This is a genomic window from Agrobacterium leguminum (assembly GCF_015704895.1).
Taxonomy (GTDB): Bacteria; Pseudomonadota; Alphaproteobacteria; order Rhizobiales; family Rhizobiaceae; genus Agrobacterium; species Agrobacterium leguminum.
Genome location: NZ_JADQWB010000011.1, coordinates 61,264 through 86,557 on the forward strand (window position 1 = coordinate 61,264; position 25,294 = coordinate 86,557).

Below are 25,294 nucleotides of genomic sequence, written 5' to 3' on the forward strand. Positions count from 1 at the left end.
CGTTGTAATACTATTGGGTGAAAGCGAGTTTTCCCGTGATTCCTGCGCGAGCGGCGCAGGCCGGGAATACCGGGGCGAGAAAATGTGATCGCGCTTTCGTTTCCGATGACAAAAAATGACGCAATTTGAGAAGAAGTAGGCGGCGATAACAACCAAAAACAGGGGAAGGGCATTGCGCGGAATGATCAAGGGCAGAATGTCATGAGCAGCCGTATCGCACGTTTCGCTCTTTCCGGTTACCGCATTGCCGGTATCGCCGCTTACCCGTTCGCGAAACCCTATCTTTCCTATCGGGCGGCGAAGGGCAAGGAAGACAAGCGCCGTCGGCTCGAACGCTTCGGTTATGCCAGCGCCGAGCGCCCGCGTGGGCCGCTGGTCTGGTTCCATGCCGCAAGCGTGGGCGAAACGCTGGCGCTTATTCCGCTGATCCGCGAAATCCGCAAGCGCGATATCTTCGTGCTTTTGACCACCGGCACCGTCACCTCGGCCGAACTGACCCGCACGCGGCTCGGCGACGATGTGATCCACCAATATGTGCCGCTCGATATCAAGATCGCGGTCAACCGCTTCCTGACCTACTGGGCGCCGGATGCCGCCATCACCGCTGAATCGGAAATCTGGCCGGTGACGATGATGGAGCTGGAACGCCGGCACATTCCGCAGATCCGGGTCAATGCACGTCTCTCCGACCGTTCCTTCGACCGCTGGAAAGCCCGGCATGACATTGCTGAATCGCTGTTTTCCAAGCTGGCGCTGGTGGTTGCGCAATCCGATGTGGATGCCGAACGCTTCCGCGATCTCGGCTCCTGGCCGGTGGTGATTTCAGGCAACCTCAAGGGCGACACCGACCCGCCGCCCTGCGACGAGGCGCTTCTGGAGAGCTATCGCAAGCAGGTCGGCAATCGCAAGACATGGGCTGCCATCTCCACTTTCGACGGCGAGGAGAAGGCTGCCGCCACCGTGCATGCGGCGATCAAGTCGCGCAACGGTCAGTTGACCATCATCGTGCCGCGCCATCCCGAGCGCGGCGACGATGTCGAGGCGATGCTGAAGGGCATGAATCTTTCGGTCGCCCGCCGCAGCCGCAATGACGTGATCACCCCGGAAACCGATATTTTCCTCGGCGATTCCATCGGTGAAATGGGGCTTTACCTGCGCCTGACCGAGCTTGCCTTCGTCGGCCGCTCCCTGACGGCCGAGGGCGGGCAGAACCCGCTGGAGCCGGCAATGCTCGGCTGCGCCGTCCTGTCTGGCGCACATGTGCAGAATTTCCGCGAGGCCTATCAGAAACTGATCCGCGCCGGCGGCGGTCGTATCATCCGCGATGTGGAGATGCTGGCCAAGGCGGTGCATTATCTGCTGGTCAACGACAATGAGCGTTACAAGATGATCGATGCGGGCAACCGGGTCATTCAGGATATGCGCGGTGCGCTGTCCTCCACCGTCAAGGCGCTGGAACCCTATATCAATCCGCTCACCGTTTCCGCCAAGCTGCAACCGCGGAGCGCCATCGGTTCATGGTAGCGGATATCGAACTCAACGCGGCGCAATCGATCGCCGCAGTCCTTTTCGACAAGGACGGCACGCTTCTCGGCTATGACGCCAGCTGGGGTCCGGTGAACCGCGAACTTGCGGCGATTGCCGCCAAGGGCGATCCGGTTCTTGCCGACCGGCTTCTTTCCGCCTGCGGCATGGACCCCGTTACCGGTCATGTCGTACCGGACAGCCTTCTGGCCGCCGGCAATACGGCGGAAATCGCCGCCGGTCTGGTTGCCGCCGGCTCGCCCTGCGATGTCGGAGAACTGACGGCGCGCCTCGACCGGTTGTTCACCGAGGCGGCGGATAAATCCGTTCCCGTCACCGATCTCAAGGCGTTTTTCGCTAGATTGAAGGCGCGCGGCTACAAGCTCGGCATCGCCTCCAGCGACAATGAAAACTCCATCCGCCAGACGGCCATCCGCTTCGGTTTCGAAAAGGACGTCGATTTTGTCGCGGGATATGACAGCGGTTACGGCACCAAGCCGCAGCCCGGCATGGTTCTCGGTTTCTGCGAGGCGATAGGCTTCCCGCCGGAGCGTGTGGCGGTGGTCGGCGACAATAATCACGATCTGCATATGGCGAAGAATGCCGGTGCCGGTCTGCGTATCGCCGTTTTGACCGGAACAGGCTCGCGCGAAAGCCTCGGCGCCGATGCCGATTTTTGTTTCGACGACATCACGGCGCTTGAATCGCTTTTGCCGGAACGGGCTCTCTGAACCCGGTGGAATTTCCGCCGGGCCGGGTGCGGCTCCATCAAACCCGTTTATTCCATTTTTGCAATTTACGGTTTTTTCTGGCAAACAACCTCCTGACATGTGACGGGCGAACGGAATGCCGTGGGCGACGCGGCCGGGAGCGGGAATAGATGGTTTCTGAAGCGCCGCCGTTCTGGTGGCAGAAAGCGGGCTGGCAGGCGTGGCTCCTGTCTCCTTTCTCGCTTCTTTACGGCAAGATCGCCGGCCGGCGGATGCGAACGGCGAAGAGGGCAGGCGTTTCTGTTCCGGTCATCTGCATCGGCAACTTCACCGTGGGCGGCGCCGGCAAGACACCGACGGCGATGGCAATTGCGAGAGCCGCCGTCGCAAAGGGCCTGAAACCCGGATTTCTCAGCCGCGGTTACGGCGGCACGCTCGATGTCACCACCCTTGTCGATCCCGGACAGCACCGCTCGGCCGATGTCGGCGATGAGCCGCTGCTCCTGGCGCGGGAGGCGGTCACGGTCATTTCCCGCAAGCGCGTGGAAGGCGCACACCGACTGGTGAAGGAGGGCGTCGATCTCATCATCATGGATGACGGTTTCCAGAGCGCACGCCTGACGCTGGATTATGCGCTCGTCGTCATCGATACGATGCGCGGCATCGGCAACGGCCATCTCGTGCCGGGCGGCCCGGTGAGGGCGCCGCTTGCCGAGCAGATGCGGCATATGACCGGGCTCTTGAAGGTCGGCAGCGGCCATGCGGCTGATGCCCTGGTCCGGCAGGCGGCAAAGGCTGCCAAACCCGTCTTCGTTGCGGCGATCACGCCGCAGGAGCCGCAGGATTTCAGGGGAAGGCGCGTGCTGGCATATGCGGGCATCGCCGACCCGGCCAAATTTTATCGAACCGTCGAGGCGCTCGGCGGCGACATCGTGCTGCAGCGCTCTTTCCCGGATCATCATCATTTCAGCGATGACGAAATTGCCGATCTTCTACAGGACGCCGGCAAAGACAACCTGCAACTGGTGACGACGGCCAAGGACGCGGTGCGGCTTAGCGGGCACCACGGCCGGGCGGAAGAGTTGTTGTGGAACAGCCTGGTGATCGAAATCGACATGGTGTTCGACGACCCCAACGCGGCCGCGACGATCATCGATGCGGCGGTGAGGAACTGCCGTGCGCGCTTGCTGCGGGACAATGCGCGGACGTCGGTTTAGAGTACCGAAGAAGATAAACCGCCGTGCACCCACTTCTCCTCATTCCTGTGCTTGTCACAGGAAACCAGTCGACGCGCGTCCGCGCGGCGGGAAGAGTCCTTTCAGCCCAAGGACTTGGGCTGGCTAGATCCCTGTGACAAGCACGGGGATGAGGGGAGGCACACGCGCTATACTCAACGCACCGCTTCCCAACTCACACCGGCAAATTGCCAGCCTTCTTTTCGGCTTCCAGCGAAGCCGCCGCATCCACATAGGCCTCCTGCCGTGCCACGCTCCAGTAGCGCAGCTCATCGAGAGGAATGTTTTTGCCGGTGATGGCGCAGATGACGTGCGAGCCGGTCTGGACGATGCGGAAGTCACCGTCGAGATATTCGATGACGGCGAGGCGGTTGCCGCCTCCTTCAAATCTGTTCATCCGTTTTCGTCTCCTGCTCTGTCCCGTCAGGGCACCCAGTCCGAAACGGCGCAGCGTTTTCCTGAACAATTGGGTGCTCCAGTATCTCAAATTTATATAGCCCGGCGCGGCGCAAGGCCAGCCCCGCCTGCTTGTGGCGTCAGCTACGGCCGAATAGCCGTTCTATATCGGAAAGTTTCAGTTCGATATAGGTCGGACGGCCGTGATTGCACTGGCCGGAACCCGGTGTGTTTTCCATCTGCCGCAGAAGCGCGTTCATCTCCTCCGGCCGCATCCGCCGGCCGGAGCGCACAGAACCGTGGCAGGCCATGGTGGCCGCGACATATTCCAGCTTGTTGGCAAGCGTTGAGGCCGCGTCCCATTCGGCAATCTCGTCGGCAAGCTGGCGTACCAGCCCCTGCACGTTGACCTCGCCCAGCATGGCGGGCGTTTCCCGGACGGCGACCGCGCCCGGCCCGAAACGCTCGATGACGAGCCCCAGCGCATCGAAACCGGCGGCATGATCCATCAGCCGGTCGCAATCCTCTTCCGGCAGATCGATGATTTCAGGGATGAGCAGCACCTGCGAAGGCGGCCGCCTGGAATGCAGCGCATTGCGCATCTGTTCGAACACCAGCCGCTCATGCGCGGCATGCTGGTCGACGATGACGAGGCCGTTTTCCGTCTGCGCGATAATGTAGTTCTCGTGGAGCTGCGCCCGCGCGGCTCCGAGAGGATAAAGCACAGGCTCCGGTGAGGGGCTTGCGGCGGTCTCGTCAGTGTCCCGCGGCTCGGCCCGCGCCGTCGGCATGGTGATGTCGGAAAAGCGTGACTGCACCGCCTCCGCAAATTGCGCACCGCCTGAAACCGCAAGCGGGCGGGAGGGCGAGGTGGCGGCGGACCACGGCGCGGGGGCTGCCATGGAAGGCGAGGGCCGGAGGCCGGACGGGCTGTAGCCGGGGCGGAAGGCGTTCATCATCTGGCTCGCGCCCGTCGTCGCGGCCCTGTCGCCGTCGCGCGTCAGCGCCTGCCGGATCGCGCCGACGATCAGCCCGCGAATGAGGCCGGGATCGCGAAAACGCACGTCGGATTTTGCCGGGTGCACGTTCACGTCCACAAAGGCGGGATCGAGCGTGATGGATAGCACCGCGACCGGATAACGCCCATGCGGCACGGTTTCGGCATAGGCGCCGCGAATGGCGGATAAAAGCAGCTTGTCCTGCACCGGGCGGCCATTAACGAAGACATATTGATGCGCCGAGTTGCCGCGATTGAAGGTCGGCACGCCCGCAAAACCGGTCAGCGTCACATCCTCGCGCCCGGCATCGATCTCGATGGCGTTGTCCTTGAACTCGGCACCGAGGATTTGCGCCATGCGGGCCAGATGATCGTCGCCGGTCGAAGGGATTTCGAGCGTCGAGCGGTCGGTGCCGGAGAGCACGAAACGGATATGCGGAAAGGCGATCGCCATCCGTTTGACGACTTCGGTGATGGCGGCGGCCTCGGCGCGTTCCGTTTTCAGGAATTTCAACCGCGCCGGCGTGGCGAAGAACAGGTCGCGCACCTCGACGATGGTGCCGGCATTCGAGGCGGCGGGCCGCACATCGGACACCTTGCCGCCGGTAACGGAAATCACCGAACCCTGTTCCGCGCCCTGTTGGCGGCTGGTAATCGTCAGCTTGGCGACGGAGCCGATGGAGGGCAGCGCCTCGCCGCGAAACCCGAGCGTGCGGATATCGTCCAGCGTATCGGAAATTTTCGAGGTGCAGTGACGCCGGACCGCCAGCTCCAGATCGGCAGGTGACATGCCGGAGCCGTTGTCGGTAATCCGCACCAGCCCCTTGCCGCCGCCCGCCGTGGCGATTTCGATCCGGGTCGCGCCCGCATCGATGGCGTTTTCCACCAGTTCCTTCGTGGCGCTGGAGGGTCTTTCGATGACCTCGCCGGCGGCGATCTGGTTGATGAGGGTTTCTGAAAGCTGCTTGATGGCCATGATCGTCATTTTCGCGGATTCGCCGTGGCTTCGAAAGCAAAAAACTCGAGCTGCGGAAATTTGCACATGTTTTGCGGCCTGTCCGGCATTCGATCATTTCCGTCAACATGGCATTAAGCGTTAATCCGCCTTTAATCGGCCTTGATTATGGTGAGGCGGCTTGAAATGACCGCAGGAACGGGGCCGCCTTCGCCGGGCGGTGTGTGACGTCGAATATGGGTGAGCGTCATCTTCCCCTCAAGACTGCTTCAAGTTGCAAACCCTGATGTCTCTTTTTCGGAATTTTTCGTTTCATCCCGGCATCTGCCCTGGACGATTCCAGTAGAAACATAAGCCTGACCCCTGAAAAACAGGCGGGAGTTTGCAGTTGAGTGATTTGGCGTCCTCTGGCGCGGGCGTTCATACGGTGATGCTTGATGCCCTTTGCGACGCGCTTGGCGCGGCGATCGTCGTTTACGACCGGAACGATCACATTATTTTCGCAAGCCGGAAACTCTTGAGCTTTTTTCCGCTGGAAGAGGCCGTCATCGGCCCGGGCGCGCGGCTGCGCGACTATCTGAGTGCGCTTTACGATTGTTATCTACTCGAGGCGGAAAGCCTCTCCGCCAACGCCCGCCCGCTCGGCCGGGAGGAATGGATCGGCGAGCGGCTGGCGCTGCACTGGAAGGAAAGATCGGAAAAAACCGAGAGGCTGAAGGGAGAACGCTTCCTGCGCTTCGTCATGAACCGCCTGCCGTCGGGCCTCGGCATCAGCGTGGTTGCGGATATTTCCGAACAGAAGAAGCGCGAAGAGCAATGGCGCATCGACCTCGAGCGCGTGCAGCTCATCGAGGATATTCTCGACAATCTGCCGTTTCCCGTCTTCGTCAAGGACCGGAACATGGCCTATGCCGCCGTCAACAAATCCGCCTGCGCTTTGGTCGAAACCAGCCCCGAGAGCATTCTCGGCCGCACCGTTTTCGATCTCCACTCGCGCAAGGTCGCCGGACGGATCGATATTGCCGATCGTATGGTGCTGGATAGCGGCACGCCGAGCGTCATCCCCGAAAGGGTGCGGCGGCTGAACGGCGAAGAGGTACTGACCATCACCCGCAAGCAGCGTGTGGGCAGGCCCGGCCGATATTTCCTGGTGACGACGATGGAGGACGTGACCGCTCTCGCCACCATCGATGCCAACGGCATGCCCGTCATCCCCTCGCTTGAACACGTCCCTTTCGTCGCCTCCACTTACGGTAGGGATGAGGAAACGGAAAAGCGCGGCGGGGTTTTAAAGAGCAAGGCGGTGCTGATCGTCTCTGAAAACGGACGCTTTGCGGAAGCGGCCGGTCGCCGGCTGACAGCGGGCGGCATGGACCATGCGGCGGTGACGAGCGAGGACGAGCAGCGTGCCTTCATCGACGTCGCGACCTCCGCCGGCGTGAGCATCGATGTGGTCGTTGTCGACGCCCAGATGAGCGTCGCCTGCCTCGATATTGCCGCCGCGCATGATCTGCCCGTCGTCACCATCGAGGAAGAGGAGATAGACGCTTCGCTGCTGCATTATCTTGCGGCCGGGCTGCAATCGTCCCCGAAGGAGAAAACCGCCGACGAGGACTGGGAGATCATGACGGAGGACCTGCCTGAAATCCTCAAGACCGGCGGCGTCTGCGAGATACTTCTCGTCGAGGATAACAGGGTCAACCAGATCGTCTTTTCGCAGATACTCGAGGGCCTCGGGCTTTCCTGGCGGCTCGCCACCTCGGGCGAGGAAGCGCTGCGTCTCTTTGCCGAACAGCCGCCTTCCGCCGTCCTGCTCGACACGACGCTGGGCGATATCGACGGCTTCGAAGTCGCGCGCCGCATGCGCGGCCTTTGCGGCGAAAAGCACATTCCCATCGTCGGCGTCATCACCCACGCTTTTGAGGGCGATCTCGATAAATGCCGCGCGTCGGGCATGGACGACATGCTGCTGAAACCCGTCAGCCCGGATATGGTCGAGGCGGTTTTCCTGCGGCTTTTCGGTAAGGATGTCCTGCGGCTGCAGGCCTGACATTGCCTTTGTCGGCAGGCTATGGCTTTTTTAATACTTGCCCTGCATTGTGAGCGCGGTCGACACAGGATTCACGAGATGCAGGAATGAAACGGGCAGAGCCGCAAACGTTGCAGGTCAGCCAGAACGAGCTGCAGGCGATGGCCTACAGCGACCCGCTGACGGGGCTCGGCAACCGCTACCGTCTGCGGGACAAGATTCGCATGCTTGCCAGCGAGCGCTCCAGCGATCCGGCGCCCTTTACGGTCGGCATCGCCAATATAGACGGCTTCAAACCCATCAATGATCTGTTCGGTGTGCAGGCGGGCGATGAAATCCTCTGCCAGGTCGCGCACCGGCTGAAGGCCTGCATTCCCGATGGCGCGGTCGTGACGCGCCATGACGGCGACGAATTCGCCTTCGTGCTGCCGCTGGTGTTCGAGCGCACCGGTGCCGAGCGCATCGGCAACATGATCAAGGACGTGCTTTCGGCCCCTTACGATCTCGGCGACCGTAACGTTCGCCTGTCTTCTTCCTTCGGTTTCGCCATCTATCCCTTCGCCGGCGATGAATTCGAGGATTTGCTGAAAAGCGCCGAGACGGCGCTCTATCGCTCCAAGAGACGTGGCCGCGGCCAGATCACGGTCTATTCGCGCGAAATCGCGCAGGAAATGAAGCGCGCCACGCAACTGGAACAGGCGCTCAGAAACGCCATCATCACCGATGCCATCGACGTGCATTTCCAGCCCATCGTCAGGCTGGAAGAGGCGAAGGTCATCGGTTTCGAGGCGCTGGCCCGCTGGAACGATCCGGACCTCGGTTTCGTATCGCCCGCCGTTTTCGTGCCGCTGGCCGAAGAGCGCGGTTTCATCGATGCGCTGTCAGAAGCTTTGCTCCGAAAGGCGGCGGAAGCGGCCCTGTTCTGGCCGCGTGAGCTTTTCCTGTCCTTCAACCTCTCTTCCGCGCAATTGATGGACCCCAGCACGGCGGACAATATTCTCTCCATCCTCTCGCGTGTCGGCCTCGACCCGCATCGGCTGGAGCTTGAAATCACCGAAACGGCTGTGATGACTTCCGCCGATACCGCTCAGCGCATCATCAGCGAGTTGCAGAGCGCCGGCGTTCGCATTTCGCTGGACGATTTCGGCACCGGCCAGTCGAGCCTCGGCCGTCTGCGCGATTTCACCTTCGACAAGGTGAAGATCGACCGCGCCTTCGTGTCGCGCATCAGCAGCGACCGCCCTTCCGAACATATCATCAAGGCCATCGTCGCCATGTGCGAAGGGCTCGATCTCGAAGTCGTGGCCGAGGGGATCGAAGAACGGGCGGAAGAGGAAAAGCTGCGCGCACTCGGCTGCGCCATGGGGCAGGGCTATTTCTACGGCCGCCCCGCCGATGCCGCCGCGACCCAGCGGTATCTGCACGAGAATTACCGCGAGATATTGTCGGATATTTCCTGAAAACCGGGTGACTATAGGGCGGGGTCGAACTCACCAGCCCCCAACCCTCATTCCTGTGCTTGTCACAGGAATCCAGCCGACGCGCGTCTGCGCGGCGAAACGACTCCTTCCAGCCCAAGGACTTGGGCTGACTGGATTCCTGTGAAAAGCACAGGAATGAGGGGTTCTGGAACGCCATTACATTGAGCGTTCCAGGCGCTGTTTTTCCGAACCCGCGCCTTAGAGCCTGTAAAGCGGCTCGAACCGACCCTTCACCTCAACCCCCAGCTCGAACGTCAACCCGTGCTGCGGATTGGCGGCAATGGCGTCGTCGTCGAGATGTTCGCGCGCCGAGGTGACGAGAAGGCGCGATGCGTCGGGGCCGATGAAGGCCGGGCAGGTCGTCTGTCCGCCGGGCACCTCATATCGGGCAATGTGATTGCCGTCCGTGTCGTAACGATCCACAGCGCCTACGCCCCAGCGGGCATTCCAGATATGCCCTTCGGCATCGCAGACCGACCCGTCGATGCCGCCTTTGATACCGGTGGAATCGATGAAGACTTCAGCCTTGCCTGCGGGAAGGCCGGTCTCCGCATCGAGCGGCACCCGCATCAGCTTGTTCACCTTGGTATCGACGTAATATCCCGTCGCGCCATCGGGCGAAAAGCAGATCGAATTCGGAATGCTGATCTCGGCAAACAGCTTTGTCACGGTGCCCTTCGCGACATGATAGATGCTGCCCGCACCGGTCTCCGCCTTGCGGCCCATGGTGCCGATCCACAGCGCGCCTGAGGGGTGCATGCGCCCGTCATTGGAGCGGTTGCCGGGTAAGTCCTTTTCCAGCTCCGCATGCAGGGTCAGCACGCCGGTTGCCGTGTCGCGCAGGAAAAGCCCGTCATCGGAGGCGATCAGCTGCTTGCTGTCGCTGACCTTGGCGAGTGCACTGCCCATGAAGGGCAAAGCGTGCACGGTCTTGCGGCCGGAGGCGAGGTGCAGCTCATGCAGTTCCCGCTCGAGAATATTGAACCACCAGGCGGTGCCGGTCGCAGGATCGAAGGTCGGGCCTTCGCCGAGCAGCATCGGCGTCTCGTCCAGAACACGTCCGGCAAAGGGAAAAACAGTCGCCAAGCTCTTATCCTCCGATGGCTGCATCATAGGCTGAAAGTGTGACAGTGGCGCGTTCGCGCACCTCCGCTGCCGTCATGCCCGGCTTGTAAAGGCTGGTGCCAAGCCCGAAAGCCACGATACCGGCCGAGGTATATTCGGCGAAATTCTTGTCCGAGACGCCGCCGACGGCGGCGATCACCAGATCCTTCGGCAGGATCGTCCGGATCGCATTGATGCCGGCGGGGCCGATGATGCTGGCGGGAAAGAATTTGAGACCCGTCGCGCCGGCCTTTGCGGCCACCAGCGCCTCGGTGGGGGTGAGAACACCCGGCATCGTCACCATGCCCTTGACGCGCGCGGCAACGATCACATCGGCATCGGCATTGGGGCTCACCATCAGCTTGCCGCCGGCCGCATCCAGCGAGGCCACGTCTTCCACGCTGAGCACGGTGCCCGCGCCGATCAGGCAATCGGCGGGCGCCATCTTCGCGGCGATCTCGATGGAGCGGAACGGATCGGGCGAGTTGAGCGGGATTTCAATGGCGCGGAAGCCGGTTTCGATCAGCGCGCCGACGACGCCCTCGGTTTCCTCGGGCTTCAGACCGCGCAGGATGGCGATCAGCGGATATTTGATGGAAGGGAAGGGAATACGCATGGTCGATCTTTCTTCTTATGGCCAGATGGCATTTGCAGCGGCCAGCAATCCGCGCCGCACGGCCTCGTCTGCATCGATGACCGTATAGTGGATATCAAGGGCGGTGAAGGCGCCTTCGTAAAGCGCGCCGAGCGCACCGGAACCGATCAACACCACCGGCGTCTCGCGCCGGGCGGTGGAATGCGCGCCGGCGATTTCCAGCCCGATCATGATGCCGGAAAGCTTGGCCTTGGCGTCGGTGGCGGTGAGGCCGTGCAGCAACTGGCCGGAGCGAAGGGTGAAAAAGCGATTGGTCGCAAGCTGCGGATTGGCATAGATGTCGCGCACCGCCGCCGTGAAAGCCTCATGCTCGCCGGTAAAGGCTTCCGCCTCGGCCACGGCATGGGAAAGGATCGTCTGTTTCGAGACGACTTCGAAGAGTTCGCCGGTCATGAACGTGGCGAAACCGGTCACGCCGCCATCCTTCACGGTCACCCATTTGGAATGGGTGCCGGGCATGCAGACGAGTTTTTCACCGGCGTCCGAGGAAGCGAGAGCGCCAAGCAACTGCGTTTCCTCGCCGCGCATGACGTCGGGCGCGTTTTGATCCCGTTGCGCCAGCCCCGGCAGAATCCGCACATCCCGCGCCTGGCCCGGCACGCGAACCGCCCCATCGAGAACCGCCGAAAGCGATGTCGGCACGTCGATGTAACCCGCCTCGACCCAGCCCTGCCGCGCGCCTGCCATGCCGCAGACGAGAACCGGCAAACCTTCCGGCGCGCGGATGGCGTCGAGATGCGATTGCAGCACATCGGCAAAACCGGTTCGCATGGCGGTGGTCATGCCTTCCGTGCTTCTGCGCTCCGCCAGCACCGCGCCCGATCGGCTCATGAGCCAGAGCCGGAAACTGGTCGTGCCCCAGTCGACGGCGATGAAAGCGGGTTCGGACATTATAGGAGGCCTCCGTCTACGATTATGGATTGCGCCGTGATGGCGCCCGATGCCGATGATGCGAGAAACAGGCACGGGCCCGCCAGATCGGCGGCGACGAGCGTGCGTTTCAGACATTGCCGCGCGGTGGTGGCAGCAATGCCCTCATCCGTCAGCCATAGTTCCTTCTGCCGCTCCGTCACGATCATGCCGGGCAGCAGCGTGTTGACGCGGATATTTTCCGGCCCCAGCCGTCCGGCAAGGCTTTTCGTCAGCCCGATGATGCCGGCCTTGGCCGCCGCATAGGAGGGCAACTCGCCCATGTTGAGCAGAAACGAGATGGACGAGAAATTGACGATGGAGGCGTCCTTCGCCTGCCGCAGATAGGGCAGGGCTGCCTGAACCGTGAAGAACATCTGCTTGAGATTGACCGCCTGATTGGCGTCCCAATAGGCTTCCGTCACCGTGTCTATGTCGTGGCGGTCGTCCCAGGCGGCGTTGTTGACCAGTACCTTGATGCCGCCGGTGGCGGAAGCCGCCGCCTCCACCGTCTTGCCGATCGCCGCAATATCGCGAAGGTCGGTCTTGAAGAAGTGGACCGGATGCGGCGTCGTCGTTGCAAGCCGCTTGACGAGCGCCAGGCTCGGCTCTTCGGCGATATCGATGAACGAAACCTGCGCGCCCTGCATCGCAAAGGCTTCCACCAGCGATGCCCCGATGCCGGAACCGCCGCCGGTGACGAGCACGCCCGCATCCTTGAGGTCCGGAAATTGGGCTTGCGTCATCGGCATCATCTCATCCATTGAATGGCTTGATTGTTCCATTATTTGGAACTAGATTTTACTAAATGGAATTATTCTCTTGGCGTCACGCTTATGTCAAGGCAGATGATGGTGGATGTTGCCATGCCCGATAATAAAAAGCCCAATGGGCAAAAGCCTGATGCGGTTCCGGTGACGCAACGGAAAACCGGAGTTGAGACGGGCACGCTCGGCAAGGCTGTCTCGCTGCTTGAGTTGATCGCCTTTGCTGAAAAACCGCTGCGCTTTACCGATGTGGTCGAAGCCTGCGGCCAGCCGCGCGGCACGGTTCACCGTCAGCTCGCCCATCTTGTCGCCGAAGGCCTTGTCGATCACGCTGCCGATCAGACCTATGCCGTGGGGCTGAGGCTGCTGCAACTGGCCGCGAAAGCCTGGAGCGGCAACGACCTGCGCAGCGTCGCGGCCCCCCATCTGGCGGCCTTGCAGGAGGTGACGCAGGAGTCAGTGCATCTCGCCGTGCTGAACGGCAGACAGGTTACCTATCTCGACAAGATGGAGGGCCGGCACACATTGCGCATGCATTCGCAGGTCGGCAAAACCTCGCCAGCCTATTGCACCGGCGTGGGCAAGGCGGCGCTGTCGCTGCTCTCCGCCGACGATCTGGCACAGCTGGCTGCGGAACTGGATTTTCATCGCTTCACGGAAAGCACGGTCACGACGACGGAAGCGCTGATGGCGGAGGTGGCGACCATTCGCGACAACGGCTACGGTTTCGACCTTCAGGAGCACGAGATCGGAATTCACTGCGTCGCCGCGCCGGTCCGGGCGCCCGGCCGCAATTTTCGAGCGGCGATTTCCGTCACCGGTCCGGCCTATCGCGTGGATGTGGAACAGCTTCGTAAATGGGCCCCCCTGGTGCGCGAGACCGCCGACAGGATTTCCGACGACCTTGCCTGCAGATTATCCCCGGTTGCGGATGGTTGAAGAAAACAGCGCTCGCAGTCCCTGGATTTTCCCGTGCGGAACCGCCGGCCATGCACCCATTCAGATGCGTTCGATATTATTTTCGACTATTCTGAATTAAGTTTTCAACTTTTGTTTGCATGAATCGTTTTGGTGAGTAACATCCGCAACAATTTCCGGGCAAGGGCGGGCCTTTGCGGCGGCATTTTCTCATTCTCGAAGAACAGCTTTGATGCAGAAAACAGAGACGGCCGCCGTTCAGTCGATTGGTGTTGATTGCGTTCGCGAGATCGCCGATCTCAACACGCAATTCGATATATTCCGGTTTTTGAAACGGCTGACGGAGGCCTGGGAATTCAAGGCTTTCATGGTGCTTGACCTGTCTTCGGAAGTGGCGAGCGAACTGTCGCAATATACGATCATCACCAGCTGGCCGGCCGAGCTTCTGCAGCGTTACGATGAAGAGGGCATGCTCCAGACCAGCCGGGTGATGGCGCAGTTGAAAAAATCGACCGTCCCCTTTTCCGTCTCCATGGATTTTCTGGTCAGAGGCGACGGAGAAATCGCCAAGAAAACCGTGATCAACCTTTTCGAACGTTTCGAGATGATCAATTCGGTCTGGTTTCCCGTTCACGACATCACCATGCGACGGGGCGCGGTATCCTTTTCCGGCAACAAGACGGCCGTGCCCGCCAGCCGGCTTGCGGAGCTTTTTTACATTTCCAGCCATGTCTTTGCCCGGCTGTCTGAAATCCGTCGCCTCGATCTCAGGGTTCCCGAAACCTTGAGCGAGCGCGAGATCGACTGCCTGAACTGGACCGCCGCCGGCAAGACCAGCGCCGAAATCGCTGAAATCATGATGTTGTCGGAACATACCATCAATCATTACCTGAACCGCGCGACGAAAAAACTCGACACGGTCAACCGCACCCAGGCCGTCGCAAAAGCGCTGCGGGTCGGCCTGATAAAATAGCGAAATCTTAATTTTATCATTGTGATAAACCGCTTCCTGGGCGATCCTCTTTTCGAATCACCGGAAAGGAGAAATCGTTTGCCGGAACGGCATAAGGTAAAAGCAGGATTTTCTCCGACTATCGATTGCGCCGTGCTGATAGCCGCTGCCGAAAAAGGCTTTGCTGCCGATGAAGGCATAGAACTCCAACTTTTCCGAAAACAGTCCGCCCGCGCCGTGCTTGCGGCGCTTGGCGAGGATGGCGTTCACGTCGCGCATCTGCCCGCTCCGGTTCCCGTCGGCTCCGCTGTCGGCCTCGACGATCTGCCGGCCGATATTGTCGGCGTTTTCACGCTTTCCCTCGGTGGATCGGCGACGACCGTTTCTCACGGATTTTATGACGAACTCTACCGCGAAGGGCTGAAGCTGCCGGACCCGGCGGCTTTTGGACGCGCCATGGCCCGTGTCTGCGCCGCGCGCCGGGCGGCGGGCGGAAATCCGCCGGTCTTTGCGGTCGAGGATATCGTCTCGACGCCGTTTTATGCGCTGCGTTACCTGCTCGGAAGCTGCGGCGTGCTGCTCGGCCGGGATATGGAAATCGTCGAGGCCCTGCCGAAGGCGATGCCGGCGCTCCTGGAAAGCGGCAAGGTCGATGCGCTCTGTACCGCCGAACCGGCGGGCAGCGCCGTGGTGCTCGGCGGCGCTGGCCGGATCGTCACCACCGGGGCGTTGATTTGGCACAATGCGCCGGAAAAGATACTGGCTACGAAGAAGCGCTGGGCGGAGGAGAACCCCGCCCTTCTTGAAGGGCTGTTGCGCGCCCTTTACCGCGCCGGCGAATGGTGCGCCAATGCCGCCAATATCGAGGAACTGGCCGGCATCCTCGCCGCCCCTCAATATATGGATGAGAACGGCGAATTCCTGCTGCCGGCGCTGACGGGCTATATTTCCACCTCGCAGAAGGACATGCAGCGTTTTCAGGAGTTTTTCGTGACCAGCGCCAAGGCCGCCAATTTTCCATGGCAGAGCCAGGCCCTGTGGTTCTTCAGCCAGATGTTGCGCTGGGGCGAGGTTTCCGCCGATTACCGGTTCGATCCCGCCATGGTGGAGGCGGCCCGTAACGCCTACCGGCCGGATATTTTCCGCAAGGCGATGAAGCCGCTTTTCGTGCCGGTGCCGGGTGCTAATCTGAAACTCGAGGGCACGCTGCGCGAACCTGTTCATGTCGGCGCATCCCGCACGGGTCTGGTGCTCGGCCCCGACTGTTTTTTCGACGGCCATGTTTTCGATCCGGAAACGCTCGAGATGGACGACGAAATCTGAAACCGCAGCGTTAAATCGTCGCGAATGCCTGACTGTCGCGCTTTGGCATTGGCGAAGCGCTCCGGCTTGTCTATGGATGGCACGCAATACCCGGTCGGATGAAGAAGCGGAGCAGGAATATGGCAGAGGTCAGCAGAAGCCAGGTGGAAAAGGCGCTGGAAACGGTGATCTATCCCGGCAGCGGCAAGAGCATCGTCGCACTCGGCATGGTCTCGGAAATCTTCATCGCCGATGCGAAGGCCTATTTCTCGATCACTGTCCCGGCCGACAAGGCTGCGGAGATGGAGCCGCTGCGGCTTGCCGCCGAACAGGCGGCCAAAAGCGTGGAAGGTATCGTCGGCGCGGTCGTGGCGCTGACGGCCGACCGCAAGCCCGGCCAGCAGCAACCCGCACCCGCCGCGCGCCCCGCCGCTGCAACCGGCCGGCCGGCCCAACAGCCCGGCTCGTCAAAGGTGGGCGTCCCGGGTGTGCGGGCCATCATCGCCGTCGCCTCGGGCAAGGGCGGGGTGGGCAAGTCGACCACCGCGGTCAATCTGGCGCTCGGCCTCCAGTCGCTCGGCCTCAAGGTCGGTATGCTCGATGCCGATATTTATGGCCCCTCGTTGCCGCGACTGCTGAAAATTTCCGGCCGCCCGCAGCAGCAGGAAGACCGCATCATCCTTCCCATGGAAAACTACGGGCTGAAGGTCATGTCCATGGGCTTTCTGGTGGATGAGGAAGCCGCGATGATCTGGCGCGGGCCGATGGTGCAGTCCGCCCTGATGCAGATGCTGCGCGAGGTGGCCTGGGGCGAACTGGATGTGCTGGTGCTGGACATGCCGCCCGGCACGGGCGATGCGCAGCTTACCATCGCCCAGCAGGTGCCGCTCGCCGGCGCCGTCATCGTTTCCACGCCGCAGGATCTGGCGCTGATCGACGCACGCAAGGGCATCACCATGTTCCGCAAGGTGGAGGTTCCGCTCCTCGGCGTCATCGAGAATATGAGCTATTTCATCGCGCCCGATACCGGCGCGCGCTACGATATTTTCGGCCATGGCGGCGCGAAGGCGGAGGCTGAAAGGATCGGCGTGCCCTTCCTCGGCGAAGTGCCGCTCACCATCTCCATCCGCGAAATGTCGGACGCCGGAACGCCGGTCGTCGCCGCCGAGCCCAATGGCCCGCAGGCCGCGATCTATCGCGATATTGCCGAAAAAGTCTGGGCGCGCATCGGTGCGGGCGAGAGAAAAGCGGCGCCGAAGATCGTTTTCGAATAGCGCGGCAATCACGGACGCAAAATCGGTCAGGTGTCTGCCCGCTTTGAATAATCCTTTGAAAACAGAAGATTAATCGCCAGTATCGCGCAGGATTTCCGGATTTGAACTGCAGAAATGCTTCGCCTGCAATGCTGTCGAGAAAAAATATTGCTTGATTGCATCTCGCTTTGGGCGCATACGCCTGCGCCGTTTGGCTCTTGGTCCATCGGGCTGGCGAGATTGTGAAAATCCCGCTCGTTCCGGCGTTCCCTGAAGTGTCGTCCAAGGGTTTGCCGAGCGCAAACAGGATATGTTAAGCAGCATTGCGGCTGAAGCCTGCAATGTGGAGCGGAGAAACGGATTGATAAAAGCCTATCGCGCCAATTGCGAGGCGATCAGCCTGTCGTCAGACGACGGCTCCGGACAGATTCCCGACGACATCGTCTGGATCGATCTCGTCAATCCGGACAGGGCGGAAGAGCAGCATGTGGAAAAGCTGCTGGGGCTCGATCTGCCCACCCGCGAAGATCTGAAGGATATCGAACCTTCCAGCCGGCTTTATATGGAAGACGGCAATGTCTTCATGACCGCCTCCCTGGTGTGGAAGGCGGATTCGGACGATCCCCGTCTCACCGACGTCGCCTTCATCCTTGCCGGCAAGCGTCTGGTGACGATCCGTTACGCCGAGCCGAAATCCTTCCATCTCTTCATTGCCGCCATCACCCGCGTTCCGCACGAGATGCGCAGCGGCGCGGCGCTGCTCCTGAAGCTGCTGGAAACCATCGTCGACCGCACGGCGGAAATTCTCGAAAACTCGGTTACGGGGATCGACAATCTCGCCGCCGACATTCTCGGCAGCCAGGCTCGTTCCAAACGCAAGGCGCCGCGCTATCTCGAAGACCGCCTCGGCAACATCGCCGCCTATCACCGGCTGATATCGAAGGTCCGCGTGAGCCTTGCATCTCTGGCGCGTCTTCAGACCTTTCTGTCCACCAGCGATCAGGTGCGCGAAGACAAGGGCGCGCGGGAGCAGGGCAAGTCGATCGGCCGCGATATTCAATCGCTGAACGAACATGCCTCCTTCGTTTCCGGCAATCTGACCTTCCTGCTGGACGCCTCGCTTGGTATCATCAACATCGAGCAGAACGGCATCATCAAGATTTTTTCCATCGCTTCGGTGGTGTTCCTGCCGCCGACGCTGGTGGCCTCTGTCTATGGAATGAACTTTCAGCTCATGCCGGAGTTGAACTGGACATTCGGTTATCCGCTCGCGCTCGTCATCATGCTGATGTCCGCCATCATCCCGTTTCTCTTTTTTCGTTGGAAGGGCTGGCTCTGAGGAGCCAGGATCATCATGTCCCAGATCGCTGACAAGGATGTTGCCGAGAAACCGGATGCGGATGACGAGCACAAGAACAAGGGGCTTTACGCCGCGATCCTTGGTTCCATCGGCGTCGTCTATGGCGATATCGGCACCAGCCCGCTCTACGCCTTCCGCGAGGCCCTGCGGCCCATCGCCTATGACGGCGTGACGCAGGAAGAAGTCATCGGCCTCACATCGCTGATGATCTGGTCTTTGACCATCATCGTCACCTTCAAATACATTACCCTGCTGCTGCGCGCCGACAATGACGGCGAGGGCGGCACGTTGTCGCTGCTGGCGCTGCTGATGAAAACGGCGGGCACCCATCGCGGCGTTCTCATTGTGCTCGGCCTCATCGGCGCGGCGCTGTTTCTGGGCGATGCCATGATTACCCCGGCGCTATCGGTGCTTTCGGCGGTGGAGGGCCTGAAGCTCGTCACGCCGGAAATGGACGCCTTCATCATCCCGATCTCCGTCGGCATTCTCATCGGCCTCTTCGCCATCCAGTCCCACGGCACGGGCACGGTGGCGAAATTCTTCGGGCCGATCACCGCCGTCTGGTTCATCGTCATGGGTCTGGCCGGTCTCCTTCATATCGCCGATGATTTCAGCATCCTCTTCGCCTTCAACCCGTGGCATGCGGTGGAGTTTCTGGCCAGTGAAGGCTTCTACGGCATCGTTGTGCTTGGCGCGGTTTTCCTGACGATCACCGGGGCGGAAGCGCTTTACGCCGATCTCGGCCATTTCGGCCGCCGTCCCATCCAGTGGGCGTGGTTCTGTCTGGTTTTCCCGGCATTGACGCTGAATTATCTCGGGCAGGGGGCGCTGGTGCTGAAAGACCCTGCGGCGATGTCCAATCCCTTCTACCTGATGTTCCCGCAATGGGCGATCCTGCCGGCCGTCATTCTGGCGACCGCCGCCACCATCATCGCCAGCCAGGCGGTCATAACAGGCGCGTTTTCGCTCGTGCGTCAGGCGATCCATCTCGGCTACCTGCCGCGCATGGAAATCCTCTTCACCTCGGAAACCAATACGGGGCAGATTTACCTGCCGGCCGTCAACACCATCCTGCTGTTCGGCGTCGTGGCGCTGGTGCTCACCTTCAAGAGTTCGGATGCGCTGGCCACCGCCTACGGTATTTCCGTCACCGGCGCGATGGTCGTCACCAGCCTGATGTTCTTCGAATTCGTGCGCAAGCGCTGGCAGTGGTCGGTCTGGCTGGCCATTGCCGTGCTGGCCCCGCTTCTGGCGCTGGAGCTGATCTTCCTCGGTGCGAACCTCCTGAAGATTCACGATGGCGGTTATGTGCCGGTGCTGCTGGCAATCGCCTTCACCGTCATCATGACCACCTGGCAGCGCGGTTCGAGAATCCTCTTCGCCAAGACCCGCCGTATCGATGTGCCGCTGAAGGCTTTCATCGCCTCGGTGGAAAAGGAAAGCGCCCATGCGCCGGTGCGCGTGCCCGGCACGGCCATCTTCCTCACCGGCGATCCGGAAGCGGCGCCAGCCGCACTGCTGCACAATCTCAAGCATAACCACGTCCTTCACGACAAGAACGTCATCCTGACGATCCGCACCGAAGACCAGCCCCGCGTTCATCCCGCAGATCGTTATACGCTGACGAAGATGAGCGAGCGCTTTGTCGTGGTCGAGCTGCATTTCGGCTTCATGGAAACCCAGAACGTCACCCAGGCGCTGGGCTATCTCCGGCGCACCGGCTACAAGTTCGACATCATGTCGACCTCGTTTTATCTCGGCCGCCGCAAGCTGGTGCCGGATCCGAAATCGGGCATGCCGGGCTGGCAGAACCGCCTGTTCATCGCGCTTGCCGAAACCGCCGCCGATCCGTCCGATTATTTCCGCCTGCCGGCCAACCGCGTGGTAGAACTGGGTTCGCACGTCGTCGTCTGACGAAGTGGGCATGCCCTCAATATAGCTGGGCGATCTCCTTCTTTCCGTCATACCGGCCTTGAGCCGGTATCCAGCCAGCCCAAGTCCTTGGGCTGAAAGGAGTCTTTACGCCGCGCCGACGCGCGTCGGCTGGATTCCGGCTCGAGGCCGGAATGACGGATGTGGAGATGCCCTGCGGGACAGTTATGATCGGCACATGCGAACTCGGCTCCACGCCACGCGCATTAGAGGATGGTTACACATTAACGTGAAGCCGCGTCCGCGCGCGGCGTTAACCAAGCATCAAGGTTAATAAGAGATTCTCGAACACCTGTAGCAAATATGGTTGTCGGTGTTCGGAGTGCTGGTTTTGCGTTCGAAAAGAGTAATGCGTCGTCGGTCCCCCGTGTCCATTCAGGGGTGGGCGTCAAAATGGACCTCGCCCGTCGTCTTCGGCCTTGCCGCCTGGCTCGTTTTTCCCTCCCTCGCTGCGCGCGCGGATCTGGCCTCGCTTCTGGCCGGTCTTGATAATGGCGGCGAGCAATGGCGCATGGTGCTGACAGCCTCTCCGGCGGGCTCGGTGCACAATGCCTCGCTCACCTTCAACGATGCCGCAGGGGAGGCGGCGCTGCAGGGCGGCGGCATGACCCTGCCCAATGGCAGCAAGGTCGCCTTCGTCACCAACAAGAAGGGCGAGGCAACGACGCCCGACAGCGAGCGCGTCAACCGCGCCGCCAAGAAGGGCCGTATCGTCGCCACCGAAATCATGCAGCCGCCCAAGGCCTTCACCGCCGGTTCCGTTCTGCAGCGCACCAGCATGCTGGATATCGAGCCGCTGAAGCGCAAGGACCGCACCGCTTTCGTCAAGCCGAAGCGCGGCAAGGATGTGGAACTCGCCTCCTTCTATTTCCGTCGTGAGGAAAAGAAGGCGGACAGAAGCGTCTCGCCGATGCTGGCCGAACTCATCACCAATCGCACGCCGGATATTCTCGCCACGGCCTATGCGCCGGCCGAACCGGATTTCGCCCGCGAGTCGCCCTTCGACGCCATTCTCAAAAAGCCCGAGGCCGGCCGTTTCGTGCCGCAGATCGCCGAGGACGACCACGCCTGGGCGGCCACCCCGCTGCCCGCCACCGTGTTTTCCGCAGCCGAACAGCAATGCCTCGCCTCCGGCATCTATTTCGAGGCGCGCGGAGAATCGGTGAAGGGGCAGGCGGCGGTGGCGCAGGTTATTCTCAACCGCGTGCGCAATCCCGCCTATCCGAAAACCATCTGCGGCGTCGTTTATCAGAACAAGGACTGGCGTAACCGCTGCCAGTTTTCCTTCGCCTGCGACAATATCAAGGACCGGGTGAATTCCGAACGCCACTGGAAAATGGCGCGCGAAGTGGCCATGGCCACCACCGCCGGCAAAATCTGGATGAAGGAAGTGGGTTCGGCAACCCATTATCACGCCGTTTATGTGCGTCCCGCCTGGGGCCGCACGATGAAGAAGGTCGGCAGAATCGGATTGCACGTCTTTTACCGTACCTATGGTGGCGGCTGGAGCTGATACCACCGCCGATTTGTCGCATTTTGCGTGTCAAAAATGCCGATTCCTTTGCGAAACATCGCGGTCAAACGGCGATTTGAGGTCAAGCTGTTGTTTTTGCATGATTAATTTGTGCTGCAACAACCGTCGCCAGTGCCTTGACTAGAGAAGCCCCTAAAACTATGTTGCGCGCGACTTCAGAGCGGGCTGGAACAGGCTTAATCCGTCACCGTTTACAACTCCAAAGGGTTCTGGCATGGCTGGAACGGAGAAAATGGGTGGGATTTTAAGATGACTGGCAACCGTGACGATAGTCTGGACGAGCGCCGCAAGCGCCTTGCTGATGAGTTGGCGAAGGTGAAGGCGGAGGATGAGGCGGAAGTGAGGGCGGAGACCAACGCTGCGGAAAGCCGGAAGGGCTTTGCGATGGCGGTTAAGCTCTCATCGGAGTTCATTTCGGCCATCGTGGTCGGCGCTATGCTGGGTTATCTTCTGGACTATTTTGCCGGCACGACGCCGTGGGGGATGATCGTTCTTCTTCTTCTCGGTTTCTGCGCAGGCGTATTGAATGTGTTGCGCTCGACGGGCGCGGTGGCCAAGCCGCCGCTGCTGGAAAAGGCAGACAGGCGAGACGAGGGTGGAAAAGGCGGCGTTTAAGCTGTTTTTTCTTGCAGTTGAGATGCCGCGACAGGCGGCGACAGGTAAAGAGGGCAGCCGGTGGCAAACGATCCGACCCATCAGTTCTTGGTGCAGCCGATCATTCCGATCGAAATTGGCGGCGTCGATTTTTCCTTCACCAATGCGTCGCTCTTCATGGTCGCGACCGTGGCTGCGGCTTCCGGTTTCCTTTATTTCGCAACGTCGAACCGCGGTCTGATCCCGACCCGCATGCAGTCCGTCGCTGAAATGTCCTATGAATTCATCGCCTCCATGCTGCGCGAAGGCGCCGGCAAGAAGGGCATGGTGTTCTTCCCATTCGTATTCTCGCTGTTCATGTTCGTGCTGACGGCGAACCTTCTCGGCATGTTCCCGTATTTCTTCACGGTCACCAGCCAGATCATCGTCACCTTCGCGCTCGCCTGCCTCGTCATCGGCACGGTCCTGGTTTACGGTTTCTGGAAGCATGGCCTACATTTCTTCGGCATCTTCGCCCCCTCGGGCGTGCCCAAGGCGCTTCTGCCGCTTGTGGCGTCGATTGAAATGATCTCGTTCCTGTCGCGCCCGATCAGCCTTTCGGTTCGTCTCTTCGCGAACATGCTGGCCGGCCACATCACGCTCAAGGTTTTCGCAGGCTTCGTCGCCTCCATGAGCGCGCTCGGCGCGCTCGGTGTCGGCGGTGCTGTCCTGCCTCTCATCATGACGGTCGCGATGACCGCTCTCGAATTTCTCGTTGCCTTCCTGCAGGCTTATGTCTTCGCGGTACTGACTTGCATGTACCTGAACGACGCCGTGCATGGTGGTCACTGAGAAGTAAAGTCGCTGGCCCCGGCAACGGGCGTCAAAAACAGCCGCAACAACCAATATCTCAAGGAGTCTCACATGGAAGCGGAAGCAGCAAAGTACATCGGCGCAGGTCTCGCATGCCTCGGCATGGCTGGTACGTCCCTCGCACTCGGCCGTATCTTCGGTGATTACCTGTCCGGCGCACTGCGCAACCCCTCTGCTGCCGACAGCCAGTTCGGCCGTCTGGTATTCGGCTTCGCCGTTACGGAAGCTCTGGGCATCTTCTCGCTGCTCGTTGCTCTCCTTCTCCTGTTCGCTGTTTAATATCGGCATCAGGTCTGGATCACGGCCCGCAAATGGCGTGCCGTGATCCTTCGCATTTGCAGTACCCCTGGAGGTGAGCATGTTCGTGACCGAGGCTTATGCCCAGTCAGCACCGACCGTAGGTGAAACGCATACGGAAACTCCGGCTGTCGGCCAGCCGCAACCGGAAGCCACGCACACGGAAACCGGTGTGGCGCACGGCGCCGAACACGGCGCTTCCGGCGTATTCCCGCCGTTCGACCAGTCTACTTATGCATCGCAGGTTCTCTGGCTGGCGATCACGTTCGGCCTTTTCTACCTGCTCATGCAGAAGGTCATCGTTCCGCGCGTCGGCGGCATTCTCGAAAACCGTCACGGACGCATCGCACAGGATCTCGATGAAGCGGCACGGCTGAAAAGCGAAGCCGACGCTGCCGTCGAAACCTATGAAAAAGAACTCGCGGCAGCCCGCGCCAAGGCAGGCTCCATCGGCGCTGCGGCCCGTGACGCCGCAAAGGCGAAGGCCGATGCCGACCGCGCCGCTATCGAAGCCGGTCTTGCCGAAAAGCTTGCCGCCGCCGAAAAGCGCATTGCGGGCATCAAGGAACAGGCATTCGCCGATGTCGGCGCAATCGCCGAAGAAACCGCGACCGCGATTGTCGACCAGCTGGTCGGCGCCAAGGTCAAGGACACGGACGTCAAGGCAGCGATTGCCGCCGCTTCGAACGTGAAGGGAGCCTGATATGGCATTTGATGCATCATTTTTCGCTCTCGTCGGTCTCGTCCTCTTCTTCGTTCTGGTTGCCTATCTCAAGGTTCCCGGCATGCTCGCCAAGTCTCTGGACGAGCGCGCCCAGAACATTCAGGACGAGCTGGCCGAAGCCAAGCGCCTGCGCGAAGAGGCCCAGCACCTGCTGGCCGAATATCAGCGCAAGCGTAAGGAAGCCGAGGCCGAAGCCGCAGGTATCGTTGCCGCCGCCGAGCGCGAGGCCGCAGCCCTGACGGAAGAAGCCAAGCAGAAGACGGAAGAATTCGTCGCCCGCCGCACGGCCCTTTCGGAACAGAAGATCAAGCAGGCCGAAGACGACGCCATCGGCGCCGTCCGCGCCGCCGCCGTGGATATCGCCATTGCCGCTTCCGAGAAGCTCATTGCCGAAAAGACCACCGCCGCCGCAAAGGCCAAGCTTTTTACCGCCACGATTGGCGAAGTGAAGTCGAAGCTGAACTGAGATTTATCTCGGACTGTTTAAAGCCCCTCCGGCACGAGCCGTGAGGGGTTTTTTGTTTGAGGTGGTGAAGCTGGTTCGGGATGTGGCAAGATTAGCCGTCGGAAATGCGAATCCGCTGCAAAAATTACCACCGACCGGCCCGGTTGGGTCGAGCCACGAGGTCAGGGGGCTTGGCATCGCTTCGGCGTAAGCTTTATCAATGCCTGATATCCAATTTCGTTGCTACTTTGCGCCAAATCAAACATGGCTGAGCTTCCATTGGTGACGAAATCACCGAGACGAACGAGGCTGCTCTTGGTTACTGCTAGTTGCAATGCCGTCATTCTGCTATACGACGAGATAACTTGG

The 25,294-nt window shown here is 60.9% G+C and carries 23 protein-coding genes; 17 read left to right on the forward strand and 6 right to left on the reverse strand.

Features of this window, described 5'->3' with window-relative positions:
* The first annotated feature begins 201 nt into the window (after positions 1-201).
* The 3 genes from waaA to lpxK all read left to right on the forward strand — a co-directional run bounded on the left by waaA (position 202) and on the right by lpxK (position 3,451).
* Positions 202-1,524 (forward strand): lipid IV(A) 3-deoxy-D-manno-octulosonic acid transferase, encoded by a 1,323-nt coding sequence (gene waaA / locus I3J13_RS16630; RefSeq protein ID WP_127756293.1) that lies wholly within the window; start codon positions 202-204, stop codon positions 1,522-1,524.
* Positions 1,518-2,255 (forward strand): HAD family hydrolase, encoded by a 738-nt coding sequence (locus I3J13_RS16635; RefSeq protein WP_196379495.1) that lies wholly within the window; start codon positions 1,518-1,520, stop codon positions 2,253-2,255. Before waaA ends, I3J13_RS16635 begins: the two co-directional genes overlap by 7 nt.
* A 149-nt stretch (positions 2,256-2,404) precedes the next feature.
* A complete protein-coding gene (gene lpxK, locus I3J13_RS16640) occupies positions 2,405-3,451 on the forward strand; it encodes a tetraacyldisaccharide 4'-kinase (RefSeq protein WP_196379496.1) in 1,047 nt (348 codons plus the stop codon).
* Positions 3,452-3,644: 193 nt separating this feature from the next.
* Here lpxK and I3J13_RS16645 read toward each other — a convergent pair whose 3' ends face one another.
* Together I3J13_RS16645 and mutL are read right to left on the reverse strand one after the other, a co-directional pair.
* Positions 3,645-3,866 (reverse strand): DUF2093 domain-containing protein, encoded by a 222-nt coding sequence (locus I3J13_RS16645; RefSeq protein ID WP_196379497.1) that lies wholly within the window; start codon positions 3,864-3,866, stop codon positions 3,645-3,647.
* 139 nt (positions 3,867-4,005) lie between these two features.
* Positions 4,006-5,838: a DNA mismatch repair endonuclease MutL gene (gene mutL / locus I3J13_RS16650; RefSeq protein ID WP_080853240.1), complete on the reverse strand. Its 1,833-nt coding sequence runs from the start codon at positions 5,836-5,838 to the stop codon at positions 4,006-4,008.
* A gap of 409 nt (positions 5,839-6,247) precedes the next feature.
* Here mutL and I3J13_RS16655 point away from each other — a divergent pair, with 409 nt between their 5' ends.
* Together I3J13_RS16655 and I3J13_RS16660 are read left to right on the forward strand one after the other, a co-directional pair.
* The gene (locus I3J13_RS16655) at positions 6,248-7,867 is read left to right on the forward strand and encodes a response regulator (protein ID WP_196379550.1); all 1,620 of its coding nucleotides are present in this window, start codon (positions 6,248-6,250) and stop codon (positions 7,865-7,867) included.
* 86 nt (positions 7,868-7,953) lie between these two features.
* Positions 7,954-9,306 carry a putative bifunctional diguanylate cyclase/phosphodiesterase gene (locus tag I3J13_RS16660; RefSeq protein ID WP_003521030.1) on the forward strand — a complete coding sequence of 451 codons (1,353 nt, stop codon included), beginning with the start codon at positions 7,954-7,956 and terminating at the stop codon, positions 9,304-9,306.
* A 219-nt stretch (positions 9,307-9,525) separates the two neighbouring features.
* Here the strand turns inward: I3J13_RS16660 and I3J13_RS16665 are convergent, their stop codons facing one another.
* From I3J13_RS16665 to I3J13_RS16680, 4 genes are read right to left on the reverse strand one after another with little or no spacing between them, the layout of a single operon-like run.
* Positions 9,526-10,413, reverse strand: coding sequence for an SMP-30/gluconolactonase/LRE family protein (locus I3J13_RS16665; protein ID WP_196379498.1), 888 nt, complete (start codon positions 10,411-10,413; stop codon positions 9,526-9,528).
* A 4-nt stretch (positions 10,414-10,417) separates the two neighbouring features.
* Positions 10,418-11,047 carry a 2-dehydro-3-deoxy-6-phosphogalactonate aldolase gene (locus I3J13_RS16670; protein WP_003521032.1) on the reverse strand — a complete coding sequence of 210 codons (630 nt, stop codon included), beginning with the start codon at positions 11,045-11,047 and terminating at the stop codon, positions 10,418-10,420.
* A 15-nt stretch (positions 11,048-11,062) separates the two neighbouring features.
* Entirely contained in the window at positions 11,063-11,977 is a 915-nt protein-coding gene (locus tag I3J13_RS16675) for a 2-dehydro-3-deoxygalactonokinase (protein WP_196379499.1), read from the reverse strand.
* The gene (locus tag I3J13_RS16680; protein WP_196379500.1) at positions 11,977-12,759 is read right to left on the reverse strand and encodes an SDR family NAD(P)-dependent oxidoreductase; all 783 of its coding nucleotides are present in this window, start codon (positions 12,757-12,759) and stop codon (positions 11,977-11,979) included. The genes I3J13_RS16675 and I3J13_RS16680 overlap by 1 nt, the downstream gene beginning before the upstream one ends.
* A gap of 72 nt (positions 12,760-12,831) precedes the next feature.
* Between I3J13_RS16680 and I3J13_RS16685 the strand changes: the two genes are divergently transcribed.
* The 12 genes from I3J13_RS16685 to I3J13_RS16740 all read left to right on the forward strand — a co-directional run bounded on the left by I3J13_RS16685 (position 12,832) and on the right by I3J13_RS16740 (position 24,946).
* Complete coding sequence (locus I3J13_RS16685) at positions 12,832-13,701, forward strand: IclR family transcriptional regulator (RefSeq protein WP_196379501.1); 870 nt, start codon at positions 12,832-12,834, stop codon at positions 13,699-13,701.
* Between the two features lie 211 nt (positions 13,702-13,912).
* Positions 13,913-14,653, forward strand: a complete 741-nt coding sequence (locus I3J13_RS16690) for a helix-turn-helix transcriptional regulator (protein WP_020809269.1) — start codon at positions 13,913-13,915, stop codon at positions 14,651-14,653.
* A 78-nt stretch (positions 14,654-14,731) separates the two neighbouring features.
* Entirely contained in the window at positions 14,732-15,955 is a 1,224-nt protein-coding gene (locus I3J13_RS16695; protein WP_196379502.1) for a CmpA/NrtA family ABC transporter substrate-binding protein, read from the forward strand.
* Positions 15,956-16,074: 119 nt separating this feature from the next.
* A complete protein-coding gene (locus I3J13_RS16700; RefSeq protein WP_196379503.1) occupies positions 16,075-17,208 on the forward strand; it encodes an Mrp/NBP35 family ATP-binding protein in 1,134 nt (377 codons plus the stop codon).
* 340 nt (positions 17,209-17,548) lie between these two features.
* Positions 17,549-18,526, forward strand: a complete 978-nt coding sequence (locus tag I3J13_RS16705; protein ID WP_059760778.1) for a magnesium transporter CorA family protein — start codon at positions 17,549-17,551, stop codon at positions 18,524-18,526.
* A gap of 15 nt (positions 18,527-18,541) precedes the next feature.
* Positions 18,542-20,461 carry a potassium transporter Kup gene (locus tag I3J13_RS16710; protein WP_020809266.1) on the forward strand — a complete coding sequence of 640 codons (1,920 nt, stop codon included), beginning with the start codon at positions 18,542-18,544 and terminating at the stop codon, positions 20,459-20,461.
* A gap of 367 nt (positions 20,462-20,828) precedes the next feature.
* Positions 20,829-21,992: a cell wall hydrolase gene (locus I3J13_RS16715; RefSeq protein ID WP_196379504.1), complete on the forward strand. Its 1,164-nt coding sequence runs from the start codon at positions 20,829-20,831 to the stop codon at positions 21,990-21,992.
* 270 nt (positions 21,993-22,262) lie between these two features.
* Positions 22,263-22,628, forward strand: a complete 366-nt coding sequence (locus tag I3J13_RS16720) for an AtpZ/AtpI family protein (RefSeq protein ID WP_035261818.1) — start codon at positions 22,263-22,265, stop codon at positions 22,626-22,628.
* A 60-nt stretch (positions 22,629-22,688) separates the two neighbouring features.
* On the forward strand, positions 22,689-23,438 hold the full coding sequence (locus I3J13_RS16725) for a F0F1 ATP synthase subunit A (RefSeq protein WP_003521045.1): 750 nt from the start codon (positions 22,689-22,691) through the stop codon (positions 23,436-23,438).
* Between the two features lie 72 nt (positions 23,439-23,510).
* Positions 23,511-23,738, forward strand: coding sequence for a F0F1 ATP synthase subunit C (locus I3J13_RS16730; RefSeq protein WP_003494147.1), 228 nt, complete (start codon positions 23,511-23,513; stop codon positions 23,736-23,738).
* 79 nt (positions 23,739-23,817) lie between these two features.
* Complete coding sequence (locus I3J13_RS16735) at positions 23,818-24,459, forward strand: F0F1 ATP synthase subunit B (protein WP_059760786.1); 642 nt, start codon at positions 23,818-23,820, stop codon at positions 24,457-24,459.
* 1 nt (position 24,460) lies between these two features.
* On the forward strand, positions 24,461-24,946 hold the full coding sequence (locus I3J13_RS16740) for a F0F1 ATP synthase subunit B (protein WP_020810758.1): 486 nt from the start codon (positions 24,461-24,463) through the stop codon (positions 24,944-24,946).
* The last annotated feature ends 348 nt before the right edge of the window (positions 24,947-25,294 follow it).